At 50.3% G+C, this 590-nt stretch carries 1 rRNA gene; it reads right to left on the bottom strand.

Annotation, left to right across the window (positions count from 1 at the left end):
* Window positions 1-589, bottom strand: a 23S ribosomal RNA gene (locus MJG50_RS22000); the annotation flags it as partial.
* Between the last annotated feature and the right edge of the window lies 1 nt (window position 590).

Below are 590 nucleotides of genomic sequence, written 5' to 3'. Positions count from 1 at the left end.
GTGCTCTGACTACTTGTAGGCACACGGTTTCAGGTTCTATTTCACTCCCCTCCCGGGGTGCTTTTCACCTTTCCCTCACGGTACTGGTTCACTATCGGTCACTAGGGAGTATTTAGCCTTGGGAGATGGTCCTCCCAGCTTCCGACGGGATTTCTCGTGTCCCGCCGTACTCAGGATCCACTCAAGAGAGAACGAAGTTTCGACTACAGGGTTGTTACCTTCTCTGACGGACCTTTCCAGGTCGCTTCATCTACTTCGCTCTTTTGTAACTCCGTATAGAGTGTCCTACAACCCCAAGAGGCAAGCCTCTTGGTTTGGGCTATCTTCCGTTTCGCTCGCCGCTACTAAGGAAATCGCGTTTGCTTTCTCTTCCTCCGGGTACTAAGATGTTTCAGTTCCCCGGGTCTACCTTCTCTTACCCTATGTATTCAGGTAAGGATACTACTCCATTACGAGTAGTGGGTTTCCCCATTCGGAAATCTTCGGATCAAAGCTTACTTACAGCTCCCCGAAGCATATCGGTGTTAGTACCGTCCTTCATCGGCTCCTAGTGCCAAGGCATTCACCGTGCGCCCTTATTAACTTAACCT

The sequence above is a fragment of the Fredinandcohnia quinoae genome (assembly GCF_022427965.1).
Classification (GTDB): Bacteria; Bacillota; Bacilli; order Bacillales; family Bacillaceae_L; genus Ferdinandcohnia; species Ferdinandcohnia quinoae.
This window is presented reverse-complemented; position numbering and strand designations above follow the sequence as displayed.